Origin of the sequence: Variovorax sp. W1I1 (genome assembly GCF_030815625.1) — a bacterium.
Taxonomy (GTDB): domain Bacteria; phylum Pseudomonadota; class Gammaproteobacteria; order Burkholderiales; family Burkholderiaceae_C; genus Variovorax; species Variovorax paradoxus_C.
In genome coordinates this window covers 446049-459867 of record NZ_JAUSWZ010000001.1, presented here as the reverse complement: position 1 = coordinate 459867, position 13819 = coordinate 446049, and the positions used below count along the sequence as shown (strand labels likewise).

Sequence of the window (13819 nt, the reverse complement as noted above, 5' to 3'; positions counted from 1 at the left end):
AGCGGGCCGGCACCGGTGCAGCCGCTGGCGGGTGCTCGCACAGTCTATGCCGTGCCCGGCCAGCCTGCCACGGCAAGCCCTTGTGCCACCTGCGCGAGGTAGCGCTGCTGACCGGCCCAGGCGGCGAGCGCCTCCGCCATGTCGACCTGCACGAGGCGCAGCTTGCCGTTGAGCGGCGCCTGCGCGAGCTTCCAGAGGTCGGCGCGGATCACCACGCCGATGCGCGGATAGCCGCCCGTGGTCTGCGCATCGCCCATCAGGATGATCGGCTGGCCCGAGGGCGGCACCTGGATCGTGCCGGGGATCACGCCCGAGGAAAGCATGTCGCCTGCGCGCTTGCGCTTGAGTTCGGTGCCGGCGAGCCGGCTGCCCATGCGGTTGCTCTGCGAGGTGATGCGCCAGCGCTCGCCCCACAGCACCTCGCGCGCTGCAAGCGTGAACTGTTCGAATTCGGGACCGGGCAGCACGCGCAGGGCGATGGCGCGATCGGCTTCTTCGGGACCCCAGTCGGGCCCCCGCAGGCCGAAGGGCTTGCGTGCGCGCTCTGCGGCGTTGAGCCGCGAGGTACCCAGCGGCAGCTTGTCGCCCTTGCGGAGGGCTCGGCCTTCGTGGCCGCCGAAGCCGGCCTTGAGGTCGGTGCTGCGCGAGCCGAGCACGGGCACCACATCGATGCCGCCCGCGATGGCGAGCCAGCTTCGCAGCCCCGCCTTCTTCGCGCCGGCTGCATTGGCACCCGAGAGCTTGAGCACCTGGCCCGCGGCCACCGGCACGCTCCAGCTGGGCCAGAGCGGCACGCCGTCGAGCAGCGCGCCGAAGTCGTCACCGGCGAGCGCAATGCGCGTGTCGGTCTCGAAGCGCACTTCGCAGCCGCCCATCGTGAGTTCGAGGCCCGCGGCGCCGTCCACATTGCCGACCAGCCGGTTCGCGAGCGTGAGCGCCAGCACATCAAGCGCGCCGCCAGGGCAGATGCCCAACTGGCGATGGCCGTGCCGCCCGAGGTCTTGCACCGAGGCCAGCAGGCCGGGCTTCTGGACGACGATCATGTCTCTACGCTCTCGACGACGAAGCGCACGCGGTCGCCCGGGCGCAGCAGGGTGGGCGACTCGGCGGTCGGGTCGAACATCTCGAGCGAGGTGCGGCCGATGAGCTGCCAGCCGCCCGGCGACACCAGCGGGTAGATGCCGGTCTGCTCGCCGCCGATGCCGACCGAGCGCGCGGGCACGGCAGTGCGCGGCTCTGCGCGGCGGGGCGTGGCGAGCTCGGGGGCAAGGCCGCCCATGAAAGCGAAGCCGGGCAAGAAGCCGAGCAGGTAGACCACGTACGCGCCCGCGCTGTGGCGCCGCACGACTTCCGCCGGCGTGAAGCCGGTGTGGGCCGCGACATCGCCGAGATCGGGGCCGTGCTCACCGCCATAGGCAACGGGGATCTCGACCAGCCGGCCTTCGACGGCCTTGGCAGAAAGCTTCGGCCAGGCTTCGAGCACCTGCGCGGTGAGCGCATCGAGGTCGATCGCGGTCGGGTCGAAGGTCAGCGTGAGGTTGTTCATGCCCGGCAGCACTTCGCCGACGCCGGGCCATTCGCGGGCCTCGGCGGCCAGCGCCCAGATGCGCTGCTGCTGAACCAGCGTGGCCGGTGCCGGCAGCTCGCACAGGAGCGCTGCATCCCCGAGCAGATGCAGGCGGGGTGGCGGCAAGCCGCTCATTGCGGCTTATTCACGGCCGAGGCTGCGGACTTTGGCGGCCAGCATGTGCTCGACATTCGGCGAGACGAACTTGTTGACCTCGCCGCCGAGCATCGCGATCTCGCGCACGAAGGTGCTGGAGATGAACTGGTACTTGTCGCTGGGCGTGAGGAACACGGTCTCGACATCGGGCATCAGCGAGCGGTTCATGCCGGCGAGCTGGAACTCGTAGTCGAAGTCGGTCACGGCGCGAAGGCCTCGCACCATGGCCTTGCCGCCGCGCGCCACCACGAAGTCGCGCAGGAGCCCCGAGAAGCTCTCGACGGTGACCTGATCGCTGTAGGGCTTGACGGCCTCGCGCGCCATGTCCATGCGTTCCTGGAGGTTGAACAGCGCCTTCTTGTGGTGGCCCGCCGCGACGGCGACGATCACCTTGGAAAAAAGCTGGGTTGCGCGACGCACCACATCCTCGTGACCGAGGGTGATGGGGTCGAATGTGCCGGGGTAAACCGCGATGACGTTGCTGGCCATGGTTGCTTCTTCCTCATGCTGCCGGTGCGGCTTGTTCGGCGGATTATGCAGTTGCCTCCGAGGCCAGACGCAACAGGTGGGCATGCACGGCGCCGGCCTTCAGGTAACGAAAGCTTGCGAGACCGAAGGCTGCCAGTTCCTCATCGTTCCATTGGCGCGGGGCTTCGAGATAAACGACGCCGCCGGGGCGCAGCGCACGGGCCGCGGCGCGCAGGGCCGGTTCGTAGAGCGCAACGCTTTCGAAGGGCGGGTCGAGGAAGACGGCGTGCAGGCTGCCCGCCGTCGTGCGCTCGAGCGCCGTGACGCCGTTGCCGCGGTCGATGCGCACGGCCTCGGCCGACAGCTTGGTCTTCGCGGCCTGCAGTTGAGCGACCAATGCGGCATCTTGCTCGCACAGCAGCACGTTGGCCGCGCCACGCGATGCGGCTTCCAGGCCCAAGGCGCCGGTGCCCGCGAAGGCATCGACGCAATGCCAGCCCGGCAGCTCGCCGCCACCCGCGCCGGCCAGGCTTGCGAGCCAGTTGAAGAGCGTCTCGCGCACGCGGTCGGGCGTGGGGCGCAGGCCGGGCTTGTCGGCCACCGCGAGGCGGGTGCGTTTCCATTGGCCGCCGATGATGCGGACCTCGTTGGGTCGCACAGGGCGCGCGGGGCGCTTGGCTGCGGGCGGACGAGGGGCTGCGGTGGCTTTCTTTTGGGGCATGCGGGGAGCTTAACGCCGCGGCATCGGCGGCCGGCCGGTCAGGCGCCCGTCAACGCACGCCGTGCCAGCATCGCGGCCAGCACGAGCATGGTGCCGCCGATCAGCGCATCGAGCATCTGCCAGGCGCCTGGACGCGCGAACACCGGCGCGAGCAGCCGCGCGCCGAAGCCCAGCGCGGTGAACCACAGGGCGCTCGCCATCGCGGCGCCCACGACGAACCAGACCTTGAGCGAGCCCGCGTACTGCGCGCCCGCACTGCCCACGAGAAGCACGGTGTCCAGGTAGACATGCGGATTCAGCAGCGTGAAGCCCGCCGCCTGCGCCACCACGGCCGCGCGTGAGAGCGACACGCCCTGCGCCGTCGCCTGCAACGCGCCGGGCTGGCGCGAACGCCAGAGCGCGCGCAAGCCGTACGCACACAGGAACGCCGCGCCGAGTCCCGCGAGCGCAGTGGCCAGCATCGGCCGTCCTCGCAATGCCTGCGCCATGCCGGCCACGCCGGCACCGATCAGCACCGCATCGCCGGCCGCGCAGAACAGCACCACCGCGCCCACATGCTCGCGCCGCAACCCTTGGCGCAGCACATAGGCGTTCTGGGCGCCGATCGCGACGATGAGCACCAGGCTCATGAGGAATCCGTTGAGGAAAGCAGTGGCGGTGAATTCGGCAGGCATGGTGCGATCTTGTGGTGCGCCGCGGATTAACTCAAACTAAACCTCCTAACTTCAATTCAGTTTGACTAATCACGATGCTTGACTACGCCGCCCTCAATGCCCTGGCCGCCGTCGTGCGCGAAGGCAGTTTCGAGCGCGCCGCGCGCGCGTTGAACGTCACGCCCTCGGCCGTCTCGCAGCGCGTGAAGCTGCTCGAAGAGCGCATCGGCGGCACGCTGCTGGTGCGTGGCCAGCCCTGCGTCGCCACGGAAGCGGGCCTGCAGCTGTGCCGGCACGTGGAGCGCGTGGGCATGCTGGAGCACGAATTGCGCGACGCCCTCCCCGCGCTCGGCATGGGCGGAGAGGCGCACGAACGCGTCACGGTGCGCGTGGCCGTCAACGCCGACAGCCTGGCGACCTGGTTCATGGCAGCGGCAGCGGCCTTCGCCGTGCAGGAGGAAGCCGCGCTGCTCGATCTCTCGGTCGACGACCAGGATCACACGGCCGAGCGCTTGCGCAGCGGCGCCGTGCTCGCGGCGGTGACCGCGCTCGCCGAGCCGGTGGCCGGCTGCAACAGCGAGGCGCTGGGCACGATGCACTACGTGGCCGCCGCGAGCCCCGAATTCGTGGAGCGGCATTTCGACAAGGGCGTGGGCGCCCGAACGCTGGCGAGCGCGCCGAGCCTGGTGTTCGACCGCAAGGATCGCTTGCAGGCGCGATGGGTGCGCCGCGTCTGCCACCGCAACGTCGAGACGCCGCGGCATTGGATTCCATCGCCGAACGCCTTTGTCGAAGCGGCATGCGCGGGCATGGGCTGGGGCATGCATCCGGCCAGCATGGTGGCCGATGCGATTCGCGAAGGGACGCTGGTGGAACTGGTGCCGGGTTCGACGCTGCCGGTGCCGCTCTACTGGCAGCAGGCGCGCGCGGCGCCGCAGTTGCTCCGGCGACTCGGCACGGCGGTGCGTGCGGCCGCCACCAGCGGCCCGCACGCGCTGGCCTGACGGTTACTTTCCGCCGACCACCACCGTCACCATCCGCGCCGGCTGCAGCTTGCGCGCAAACGCTGCCTTGATGTCGGCCGCCGTGACAGCGTTCATGCGTGTGGTCCAGGTATCGAGGTAATCCAGCGGCAGGTCGTGCCAGGCGATGTTGGCGACGTTGCCGATGAGCTTGCGGTTGCTGTCCAGCAGCAGTGGAAAGCCGCCGATCAGGTTGTCCTTCGCGGCCTTCAGTTCGCTCTCGGTCGGGCCTTCGGCCACGAACTTCGCCAGCACTTCGCGCGACATCTTCACTGCCTCTTCGGCCTGGTCGGGCCGGGTCTGGAAGCCGACGCGGAACGCGCCCGCATCGAGCCCCGGCGCGAAGCCGCTGTAGATGCTGTAGGTGAGGCCGCGCTTCTCGCGCACCTCGTTGGTCAGGCGCGAGACGAACCCGCCGCCGCCCAACACGTAGTTGCCGAGGGTGAGCGCGAAGTGGTCGGGGTCCTTGCGCGGGTAGCCGGGCTGGCCGATGAAAACGTGGGCCTGGGCCGAGTCGAACGGAATGCGCTCGTCCTTCGGCGCGGTCAGTGCGGCCACCGGTGCGATCGCGGGCAGCGGCGCGCAACTGTCGGTGGCTGGCAGCCGCGACAGCAACGTGGTCGCCACCGATTCCGCCTCGGCGCGCGTGACCGCGCCCACGATGCTGAGCTTGGCGCGGCACGGCACGATGAGTTGCTGGTAGCGCTGGCGCATGGCGGCGGTGTCGATGCGCGCCAACGTTTCCTCGGTGACCTCTTGCCCGTACGGATGCACGCCATAGACGGCCTGTGCGAACGCGCGGCCAGCGATGGTCGCGGGCTTGGTGTTGGATTCCTTGATGGAAGCGTTGATGCGTTCCCGCTCGCGCAGCCAGACATCGTCGGGGAAGGAGGGCTCGCCGATCTCGCGCGAGGCCAGCGCCACGGCCTTGCCGAGCAGCGCCGGGTCGGAGAGCGTGCGCAGCGAATAGCTCATGCGGTCGGTGCCCGCGCTCACGTCGAAGCTCGCGCCCAGGTCGGCCCAGGCTTCGCCGAGGGCGTTCTGGTCGAGCGCGGGCTCGCCGTTCTTGCCTGCGCGCACGCCCTTCTCGACCATCGCCGAGGTCACGCTGGCCAGGCCCGCCTGGGGCGCCGGATCGCGCCGGCTGCCGGCATCGAAGTCGACCTGCACGTCGACGATCGGCAGCGCGTTGGTCGCGACGAGGTAGATCTTGGCGCCGTTAGCGAGCGTCCAGTGCTGGATGGGGAGCGCGGCCTGCGCAGTGCCAAGACCGAGGCCGAGAACGGCAGTGCCGGCAAACACGGCGCGCAGCGCCAGTTTCTTGAGAGTCATCATGTGTTCCGGTCTTTCAGCGCATCTCGCCCGCGGGTGCCGCGAAGCCGCGGCCGCGGGGCTTGGCTTCGAGCGGCAAAGGTCGCAACGTGGCCACCGTGAGCTGGTCGTCGCCGAAGTACTTGGCGGCCACGGCCTGCACCTGGGCGGCGGTGACGGCCTGCAGCCGGGCGACGATGCGTTCGCTCGCGTCGAGCGGCAGGCCCTGGACCCAGTTGCTGCCGAGTTCGCGCGCCTGCGCCATCACTGAATCGCGCTTGTAGGTTTCGCTGGCAACCCACTGCGTCTTGACGCGGGCCAGTTCGGCCTCGCCCACGCCGTCCTTCGCGATGCGCGCCACCTGCGCGCGCAGCGCGGCTTCGACCACTTCGGCGCTCTTGCCGTGGGAGGGCACGCCGTCGAGCACGAAGAGCTGCGGACCGCGTCCGATGAAGCCCGAATAGGCGCCGGCGGAATCGGCCACCCGATCGGGGCCCTGCGTAAGCGCGCGATCCAGCCGCGCACCTGCGTAGCCATCCAGCACGGCCGAGAGCACAACGAGCGCCCAGGAATCGCTGTTCGTGTCGTCGATGTTCGCAAGCTGCGGCACGCGGTAGGCGAGCGACACATAGGCCTGCTCGGCGGGCGCCTTGAATTCAAGGCGGCGGATGCCGCGCTGCACCGGCTCGACGCGCGGCTTGCGCGCGGGCACGGCACGCGCCGGGATGACGCCGTAGTACTTCTCGGCCAGTGCACGGACCTTGGCGACGTCCACGTCGCCGGCCACCACGAGCACCGCGTTCGCGGGCACGTACCAGCGCTTGTGGAATTCGCGGGCGTCGTCGGGCGTCATCGCGTCCAGGTCGCTCATCCAGCCGACCACCGGACGGTGGTAAGGCGAGGCCATGAAGACGGCGGCGTTCTGCTGTTCGCCGAGCAGCGCGCGGGGCTGGTCTTCGGTGCGCAGGCGCCGCTCTTCCTTGACGACCTCGATCTCGCGCTTGAACTCGTCGTCGGGCCACTGGTTGTTGGCGAATCGGTCGGATTCGAGCTTCATCACCTGCTCGAGGCTGCCGACCGGAATCTGCTGGTAATAGCCGGTGTAGTCGCGCGTGGTGAAGGCGTTTTCCTGGCCACCGAGCTGCGCCACGCGGCGGGAGAACTCGCCGGGCTTGATGTCCTTCGTGCCCTTGAACATCATGTGTTCGAGCGCATGTGCCACGCCGGAGGTGCCGTCGACCTCGTCCATCGAGCCGACGCGGACCCAGACCATCTGCACCGCTGTCGGCGCGCGCCGGTCGGGCTGGACGATCAGCGTCATGCCGTTCGCGAGGGTGAATTGCTGGGGGCCCGGTGCGGCCGCGATGGCGACTGGAGATGCGGCGGGGGGCGGTGTGGACTGGGCCTGCGCAGGCATGGCTCCGGACGCCATCAGCGCCACCGCCAGCACCGCACCAGACGCAGTACTGCGTGGCGAGAGGTGTTTCATAGAATGGGTCGGATTGTAAAAAGCTCCCGATGTTCAGTTTCTTCAAGAAAAAACCGCCTGCCGAAACCCCCGACACGCCGGCGCCCACACCGCCGGCCGCGCCGGCCCCTGCCCCGGAGCCCGCGCCCACACGCTCGGTGTTCTCGCCTTCGAGTTGGTTCGGCGCGAAGCCGGCGGCCGAAGAAACCCCTGTGACGCCTGCGCCGGTGCCAGCTCCGGCACCCGTTCCGCCGCCAGCGCCAGCGCCCACACCTGTCGCGGCACCTGCACCGGTTGTCTCGCCTGCCCCGGCCCCCGTTGTGGCGCCCACACCAGTGCCGGCCCCGGTCGTGCCGGCCCCCTCTCCGGCGCCAGCACCCGCGCCCGTCTTCGTTCCACCTCCTCCGCCACCCGCGCCCGCTCCGGCCCCTGCGCCCGTCGCGCCAACCGCCGTCGCCACCGAGCGCAAGGGCTGGTTCGACAAGCTCAAGACGGGCCTGCGCAAAACGGGCACCGGCATCCAGGCCGTGTTCGTCAATGCGCAGATCGACGACGCGCTGTATGAAGAGCTCGAATCCGCCTTGCTGATGGCCGACACCGGCGTCAAGGCCACCGAATACCTGCTCGACGACCTGAAGGTCCGCGTGAAGCGCCAGATGGCCACCAACGCGGCGCAGGTCAAGGTGCTGCTGGCCGAAGCCATCGCCGATCTGCTGCGCCCGCTCGAGAAGCCGCTGGTCATCGGCCAGTTCACGCCCACGGTGATCATGGTGGCCGGCGTCAACGGCGCGGGCAAGACCACCTCCATCGGCAAGCTCACCAAGCACCTCGCCACCGAAGGCGCCTCGGTGCTGCTGGCGGCGGCCGACACGTTCCGGGCCGCGGCGCGGGAGCAACTGCTGGTCTGGGCCGACCGCAACACGGTCGAGATCGTGAGCAACGAGGGCGGCGACCCCTCGGCCGTGAGCTTCGACGCGGTGAACGCAGGCAAGGCGCGCGGCAAGGACGTGGTGCTGGTCGACACGGCCGGCCGCCTGCCGACGCAGCTGCACCTGATGGACGAGCTCAAGAAGATCAAGCGCGTGGTCACCAAGGCCGACGCCAGCGCGCCGCACGAGGTGCTGCTGGTGATCGACGGCAACACCGGGCAGAACGCGCTCGCGCAGGTCAAAGCCTTCGACGAGACATTGGGTCTTACCGGCCTGATCGTGACCAAGCTGGACGGCACAGCCAAGGGCGGCGTGCTGTGCGCCATTGCGCGCGAGCGGCCGATTCCGGTTTACTTCATCGGCGTCGGGGAGAAGCTCGAGGACCTGGAGACCTTCAACGCGCGCGAATTCGCGCAGGCACTTCTGGGCTGATTTCGGCACGATCCCGGAATAAAAAAAAGCGGCCCCCGCTCGCGCCGGGGCCGCTCTTCACTTTTCTTCTTCTCTCCCTTCCCCCTGGTTCTTGTGCCGTACGGCCCATTGGGCGGCGTCGGAATGCAGTGAAGATATTCGGCGGAGCGAATGCTCACCAGTGCCGAAAGTCATGCCATTCGATCTTTACTCCGGCGATCGGATTGCAATTACTACCAATGTGTTCAGGCATCAACCATTGAGGGCCTGGCCGCGGCCTTCGACCCGGCAAGCTCGGCCATCGCCTGAAGCAGCGCAGCCGCCACGACAGGCTTGAACAGCACCGGCACCTGCGATTCCCGCACGCGCTGCAGGCGGGCGGGCGAGGTCTCGCCGGTGATCAGCAACAGCGGGATTTCGGCGCGGCCCTCGCCCGGCCCCTGGCAGAGGCGCAGGCCGGCATCGAGGCCGTCGACGCCATCGGCCAGGCGGTAGTCGCACAGCAGCAGATCGAACGGGCGCCCTTCGCCGTGCGCCTTTTGCAGGGCGGCGGCAGCGCCGGCCTCGTCGGCCACGGCGTGCGCATCGATCGCGTGCGAGCGCAGCAGGCCAACCATGGCTTCGCGGATCTCCAGTTCGTCATCCAGCAGCAGCACGCGCCCGGGCAGCGGCGGCGCGATCCTGCGTTGCGGCACCGGCGCCAGGTCTCCCGTCTCGGAGGGAAAGGCCGGCTGCAGCCCGCTGGCCTGCGCACGGGCGAGCGGCAGCACGACGCGAAAGTGCGTGCCGCGCCCCGGACGCGAATGCATCTGCACCGGATGGCCGAGCAGCCGCGACAGCCGCTGCACGATCGACAGCCCGATGCCCAGGCCCCGCGAGCGGTCGCGGCCCGGATTGTTGATCTGATAGAACTCCTCGAAGATGCGGCCCGACTGCTCGGGCGCGATGCCGATGCCGGTGTCGCGCACCTCGACCCACACCGAATCGCCGCGCTCGCGCGCCATCACCGTCACGCCGCCGTGGGCCGTGTACTTGAGCGCGTTGTCCATCAGGTTCGACAGCATGCGGTGCAGCAGTTGCGGATCGCTGTGCACCCACAGGCCGCTGGCGCGCACCCGCAATTGCAGCTGCTTCTGCTCGGCGCGCGCCGAGAAGGTGTGGTTGAGCGGCAGGAAGAGCGCGTCGAGCTGCACCGGCTGCGGCACCGGCGTGATCACGCCCGCATCGAGCCGCGAGACGTCGAGCATGGTGTCCAGCGATGCACCGAGCGCATTCACCGCACGCATCAGGCGCTCTGCGTTGCGGCCCTCGGGACGGTCGCGCAGTTCGTTCTCGAGCGCGGCGCCAAAGAGCGCGATGGCGTGCAGCGGCTGGCGCAGGTCGTGGCTGGCGGTGCCGAGGAAGCGGGTTTTCTCTTCGCTGGCGCGCTCGGTGGCGGCGATCTGCTCGCCCAGGCGCGCGGCCAGGGCCTCGTTCTCGAAGCGCAGCATGAGCGACTCGGTCAGCAGCCTGTGCTGCCCGATGCCCGCGCGCAGCGTCAGCAGCAGGTAGGCCGCGCCGGCAGCCGCCAGAAAAAGATGAAGGCCATCGCCCTGCCATGCCAGCGCGGTGATCAGGCCCAGCGACATCGGGAGCGTGTAGCCGAACAGCGCCGACTTCAGCGGCCAGAGCGACTGCGCCGCCCGGGCGCAGCTGCCCACGATCACCGCCATCAGCAGCGAGGTCATCGGCAGGTTATCGTAGGGCACGATCAGCCACGGCACCACCGCCGTGATCATGCTGACCAGGGTGACCATGCGGGAGATCTTGCGTGCCCAGTACGCGCTTTCCCGCGCGGGACGCAGCGGGGTCCAGCGCGGCGTGAAGAAGACGTAGATGTCGGCAATCACCAGGCCGCCGATCCAGAACAAGAGGCTCAGGTTGCGAAGTTGCGAATAGATGATGCAGCCGAACACCACCACGAACGCCATGTGGGTCAGCGTCGAGACGATGTAAGTGTCGTAGACAGAAGCGACGTGCTCGCGCAGCACCCGCTGGCCGAGGGTGTGGTCGGCGGACGGGTCGCTGGACGCCACGGCCGGCAAGCTCAGAAGCTCGTCAATGCAGCGTGCTGATCAACTGGGCGCGCGAGCGCATGCCGAACAGCAGCAGGATGGTCGAGACGTGGTTCTTCACCGTGCCCTCGCTCAGGTTGGCGAGCTGGGCGATTTCCTTGTTGGCCTTGCCCTCGAGCACCCACTGCAGCACCTGCATCTGGCGCGGCGTGAGCTCCTGCCATGCGCTGGCGTGGGCGAATTCGGCATAGCCGGTGAGCGCCTTCGGAACGGTGGGCGGTGGGTTGTCGGCCGCATCGGGGTCCAAGAGGCCGCAGGCGCGGATGAAGCTCACCACCTCTTTCAAGTCGGCCGACTTGGGGAGGAAAGCGCTGGCCCCCAGTGCAAGCACACCCTGCGCCAGCGTGCTGTTGCCGGTGCCGGACAGCACCACGATGCGCGCCGCCGGAAAGCGCAGCCGAAATTCCGCCAGGCCGCTCAATCCGTGGGTGTCGGGCAGCGCCAGGTCGAGCAGCACGAGGCCGATGGCGGATTGATGGGTTTCGTACAGCGCGAGGGCGTCGGTGACGTTGCCGGCCTCGAAGACCTCGATGCGCCCGCCCGAAGAGCTGGCCTGGGCCTGCACCAGCGCACAGACCCCCAGGCGGAGCAGATCGTGGTCGTCCACGACCAGGATCGCGGTCGGTGCGCGAGCCGGAAGACCCGCCCCCGCTGTCTCTGGCGGAGGCGTGGAAGAAGAATCGAAGGGAGTCACGCGTTTGATCTTAGCGGGGCAAAGGGTCCGCGACAGTGCCCTAAGTCATGGCGCGGTGCGCCCACTGGACCGGAATTGCTACTTTTTCAGTAGCATTCGCAGCGCTTGCCCGCTTGCCATCTGCCGGTGCCGTGGGCACCATCGAATTCTCGCCGCCGCATCGAACGGCGCTTCTTCAGGAGACTCACCATGATGCACACCGCTGCCGCCCCGCTGGCATCGAGCGACCGCAAGGTCGACCGGCTGCTTGCGCACTACGAGGAAAGCCACCGCAATCCGACCAACGAGCTGATCCACTACATCGCCATCCCGGCCATCATGCTGAGCATCGTCGGGCTGCTTTTCGCGATTCACCCGTGGGTGGCTTATGTTTTCGTGGCTGCGAGCCTTGTCTATTACGCGTTGCTGCGCTCAGCGGCTTTCCTGGTGACGATGCTGGTGCTCACCGCGCTGGCCCTGGCGTTGGTGCATGCGATGGGCGGGCTTGTTTTGCCGATTTCAGCCGCTATCTTTGTCGTGGCGTGGATATTCCAGTTCGTGGGCCACAAGATCGAAGGCAAGAAACCTTCGTTCTTCGAAGACATCCAATATCTCTGGGTCGGCCCGCTGTTCGTTTTGTCGAAGCTGTTCCTGAAGATGGGGATTCGTTGGTAGTAGTGTCGATTTCCATTCATCGAGGAACTGCGGTTCTTTTGAAATCAACGGCATCCGCCGTAACCGTTCATTGGGACTGGAACTCGTGTTTCACTCATGATGGAATTCTTCGCGATTTGCATCGTTAAGTTTGGAATTTTCGGCCAGTGCCAACTCTGCTTTGCCCAGTTCCAAGATGCTTGCCTCGACTTCCAAAGGGTAGACCTCCGCCGAACGCTTGACCAAATTTCGATCCATCTCGCCGTCGCGTTGACTTGCAGCTACGATGGACAGCTTCATTCATCAGATCGCGAGCTTCGTGCCTAAAGAGTTCATCCGATCAAATTCTGTCGTGGCTTGGCTTGGTCAGTTTGATATCAAAGACCAAGCCACTGTGATTGCGATGCTCGGGGCTATGCGACGCGTTTCTAGCGACGACTTCGCGAGGCATATTCGCGCACGCGTTTTCGAGGCAGCTGACGAGACCGATGGCGCACTCGCGCTGTATGCGGAGCGGGCAGTTCCGCCCCCCAACAATAACCTGCCGCCTGACCCGCTATTCTCCCAGTCCGCGACTCGTCCGAGACGAGCCACCGGCGCTCGGGCAATGGCCGTCGATCCAAACGACGAGGTGGGGAGCGAGGGCATCGTTGCGCAATTGATCACTGAACTAAATCGGGAGAATCCGGAAAAGTTTCTTAATCACCCGGGGCCTGATCGCCTCCGAGTAACCCAAGATGCTCTAGACGCAAAGAAGTCATTCCGAGGAAAAGCTGTTGTACCCGCGCTACCGGTCAGAAAGTTCATTCTTCTCACAGACATCATCGGTAGCGGAAATCGAGGCTGGAGATATCTCGAGGCCGCCTGGCGCGTCGCAACGATCAAGAGCCTTTGGTCGACCCGGCAAACCAAGGGCGTCTCGTTCGAAGTGATCGCCTATGCGTCGACCACGCCAGGCTTTGAGCGTGTGAACTCACATGCCATGCAACCGACAATCCGGACAGTGTGCGAGTGCCCGACTATCGAGGGCTCGCTGAGTACCGCGATGGCAGCCAAGGTCAAAAGCCTCTGTGTTCAATACGACCCTGCGAATCGTCGCCGAGGTGCCTTGGGGTATGAAGATACGGGCGCCCTGATTGCATTCGCCCACGGGATGCCCAACAACTGTCCTCGGGTGTTTTGGGCCGCAAGCGAGAGTTGGGCGCCATTGTTTCCAGCGCGTGTGACCGCAGCATCTCGAGCGGAGTTTGCTTCTGAGCTCAACGCCAGCGAAGTCGAAGCACGTCTGTTGGCCATGCGCCAAAAACGCTTGGCCGAGGGCGTTGATTTCGCGATTGCTCCGCCCGGCGCGCTTGAGCGATATCTTGTCTTGGCGTCGCTGTCTCACCCTCCCAGAACAGTGGATGTGGTCGCCCGAAGGACTGGTCTCACGCAAATCGTTGTGGAGGACGTACTCAAAGAGGCTCTCACGTACGGTTGGATTGATCCCACGTTTTGCCTGACCGATGCGGGCCATGCTGAGTTGTCCGCTGCAAAGGGGCAACGGAAAGCGGATGCTGCTGTTCCGTCTGCCGTCCCTTTGTACTATCCTTCCTCCCTGAGGGCTCCGCGTATTTCTTCTAGTTGATGCCGGGCTCCCCCGGCGCCGATGGCGTTTATCGTCTCTTCGGGG

The 13819-nt window shown here is 67.2% G+C and carries 14 protein-coding genes; 4 read left to right on the top strand and 10 right to left on the bottom strand.

Annotation, left to right across the window (positions count from 1 at the left end; genetic code table 11):
• Window positions 1-44: 44 nt before the first annotated feature.
• From QFZ83_RS02235 to QFZ83_RS02215, 5 genes are read right to left on the bottom strand one after another with little or no spacing between them, the layout of a single operon-like run.
• On the bottom strand, window positions 45-1043 hold the full coding sequence (locus QFZ83_RS02235; RefSeq protein WP_307502132.1) for a biotin-dependent carboxyltransferase family protein: 999 nt from the start codon (window positions 1041-1043) through the stop codon (window positions 45-47).
• Window positions 1040-1702, bottom strand: coding sequence for a 5-oxoprolinase subunit PxpB (gene pxpB, locus QFZ83_RS02230; RefSeq protein ID WP_307502129.1), 663 nt, complete (start codon window positions 1700-1702; stop codon window positions 1040-1042). Before pxpB ends, QFZ83_RS02235 begins: the two co-directional genes overlap by 4 nt.
• A gap of 6 nt (window positions 1703-1708) precedes the next feature.
• On the bottom strand, window positions 1709-2212 hold the full coding sequence (gene coaD / locus QFZ83_RS02225; RefSeq protein ID WP_013543389.1) for a pantetheine-phosphate adenylyltransferase: 504 nt from the start codon (window positions 2210-2212) through the stop codon (window positions 1709-1711).
• Window positions 2213-2255: 43 nt separating this feature from the next.
• Entirely contained in the window at window positions 2256-2912 is a 657-nt protein-coding gene (locus QFZ83_RS02220; RefSeq protein ID WP_307502127.1) for an RsmD family RNA methyltransferase, read from the bottom strand.
• Between the two features lie 38 nt (window positions 2913-2950).
• On the bottom strand, window positions 2951-3586 hold the full coding sequence (locus QFZ83_RS02215) for a LysE/ArgO family amino acid transporter (RefSeq protein WP_307502122.1): 636 nt from the start codon (window positions 3584-3586) through the stop codon (window positions 2951-2953).
• Between the two features lie 74 nt (window positions 3587-3660).
• Between QFZ83_RS02215 and QFZ83_RS02210 the strand changes: the two genes are divergently transcribed.
• Complete coding sequence (locus QFZ83_RS02210) at window positions 3661-4569, top strand: LysR family transcriptional regulator ArgP (protein ID WP_307502116.1); 909 nt, start codon at window positions 3661-3663, stop codon at window positions 4567-4569.
• 3 nt (window positions 4570-4572) lie between these two features.
• On the opposite strand, the gene QFZ83_RS02205 is transcribed toward QFZ83_RS02210, so the two are convergent.
• On the bottom strand, window positions 4573-5922 hold the full coding sequence (locus QFZ83_RS02205) for a pitrilysin family protein (RefSeq protein WP_307502114.1): 1350 nt from the start codon (window positions 5920-5922) through the stop codon (window positions 4573-4575).
• 13 nt (window positions 5923-5935) lie between these two features.
• Window positions 5936-7387, bottom strand: a complete 1452-nt coding sequence (locus QFZ83_RS02200) for a pitrilysin family protein (RefSeq protein WP_307502111.1) — start codon at window positions 7385-7387, stop codon at window positions 5936-5938.
• A 29-nt stretch (window positions 7388-7416) separates the two neighbouring features.
• Here QFZ83_RS02200 and ftsY point away from each other — a divergent pair, with 29 nt between their 5' ends.
• On the top strand, window positions 7417-8727 hold the full coding sequence (gene ftsY / locus QFZ83_RS02195; RefSeq protein WP_307502108.1) for a signal recognition particle-docking protein FtsY: 1311 nt from the start codon (window positions 7417-7419) through the stop codon (window positions 8725-8727).
• A gap of 224 nt (window positions 8728-8951) precedes the next feature.
• On the opposite strand, the gene QFZ83_RS02190 is transcribed toward ftsY, so the two are convergent.
• Together QFZ83_RS02190 and QFZ83_RS02185 are read right to left on the bottom strand one after the other, a co-directional pair.
• Entirely contained in the window at window positions 8952-10781 is a 1830-nt protein-coding gene (locus QFZ83_RS02190) for a hybrid sensor histidine kinase/response regulator (protein WP_307502105.1), read from the bottom strand.
• Window positions 10782-10803: 22 nt separating this feature from the next.
• Entirely contained in the window at window positions 10804-11514 is a 711-nt protein-coding gene (locus tag QFZ83_RS02185) for a response regulator transcription factor (protein ID WP_307502103.1), read from the bottom strand.
• A gap of 189 nt (window positions 11515-11703) precedes the next feature.
• On the opposite strand from QFZ83_RS02185, the gene QFZ83_RS02180 reads away from it, so the two are divergent.
• Entirely contained in the window at window positions 11704-12168 is a 465-nt protein-coding gene (locus QFZ83_RS02180; RefSeq protein WP_307502099.1) for a DUF962 domain-containing protein, read from the top strand.
• 90 nt (window positions 12169-12258) lie between these two features.
• On the opposite strand, the gene QFZ83_RS02175 is transcribed toward QFZ83_RS02180, so the two are convergent.
• Window positions 12259-12447 (bottom strand): hypothetical protein, encoded by a 189-nt coding sequence (locus QFZ83_RS02175; protein ID WP_307502096.1) that lies wholly within the window; start codon window positions 12445-12447, stop codon window positions 12259-12261.
• Between QFZ83_RS02175 and QFZ83_RS02170 the strand changes: the two genes are divergently transcribed.
• Window positions 12434-13774 carry a hypothetical protein gene (locus QFZ83_RS02170; RefSeq protein ID WP_307502093.1) on the top strand — a complete coding sequence of 447 codons (1341 nt, stop codon included), beginning with the start codon at window positions 12434-12436 and terminating at the stop codon, window positions 13772-13774. The genes QFZ83_RS02175 and QFZ83_RS02170 overlap by 14 nt on opposite strands.
• Window positions 13775-13819: the final 45 nt, after the last annotated feature.